Here is a 943-nt window from a genome sequence, read left to right on the forward strand (position 1 = left end):
ACCTCTTTTATTTTAAGGGGAAACGAGAATTATCCCCTTCACCCAATAGGTGATCCAATGAAACTTGATTTTTCAACGAGCGCCGGAGCGTGTCAAATAGAACGAACGGGCAGCAATTTAACGCCTCTTGGTGGTCTGATAGCCTTTGCTTCTTTTGTAAACGAGCTTGGAGTTTTAGATACACTTTCCGAAGAATTCCCAGTAACGCGAAAAAGCAACAACGCGCTTCCCACACGTGACATTCTTGTGGGTTTTATGTTAACTGCACTTCTTGACGGTGATCGTTTCAGTGATATTCGATATATCCAAAATGACCCGGTCGTTGGAGAAGCCTTCGGTGTAAAGAAACGGATTCCCGGAGATGACACCGTTCGTCGTTTGTTTGAAAGGGTAGAACCGGATGCGGGGCGCGATTTAATGTACAGAACAAATCAGTATCTCTACCAAAACCTTCCGGATTACTATATTCTGGATTGGGACAGCACCATAACAACGCGGTATGGTGCCCAGGAGGGAGTTAAGATTGGCTATAATCCGGGAAAGCCGGGACGCGGAAGCCATCATCCCCTTGTATGTTCTGCTGCCGGAGTCCGGCTCTGTCTTGATGTTGAAATGCGCCCGGGAAATGCTCATACCGCAGCAGGCTGGATTGAGAATATGGAGAACCTTTTTGCCCAGCTTCCCGAAAACAAGCAGCCCTGGCTTAACCGTGCTGATGTTGGTTTTTGTGGTGAAAAGTTTTTAAGATGGCACGAAGAATCGCATAAGCGTCCACATTATTTATTTAAACTAAAGCAAACCCAACGGGTAAAAGAGGCAATCGCCGAAGTACCGGAAGATGCCTGGGAGGGAAATGCATCAATAAATGCGCTGCAGCTTGCGGAATGTGAACTCAAACTATCAAGCTGGGATACAGCCCGAAGAGTAGTCGTTGGAAGAAGGC

1 protein-coding gene is annotated in these 943 nt (G+C 46.9%); it reads left to right on the plus strand.

The genetic code is table 11. The annotated features are described in order from the left end of the window. Nucleotides 1-57: 57 nt before the first annotated feature. A partial coding sequence (locus CALK_RS11660) for a transposase (protein ID WP_155851878.1) occupies nucleotides 58-943 on the plus strand: 886 nt, incomplete at its 3' end.

This window comes from Chitinivibrio alkaliphilus ACht1 (assembly GCF_000474745.1).
In the GTDB taxonomy this organism is placed as follows: domain Bacteria; phylum Fibrobacterota; class Chitinivibrionia; order Chitinivibrionales; family Chitinivibrionaceae; genus Chitinivibrio; species Chitinivibrio alkaliphilus.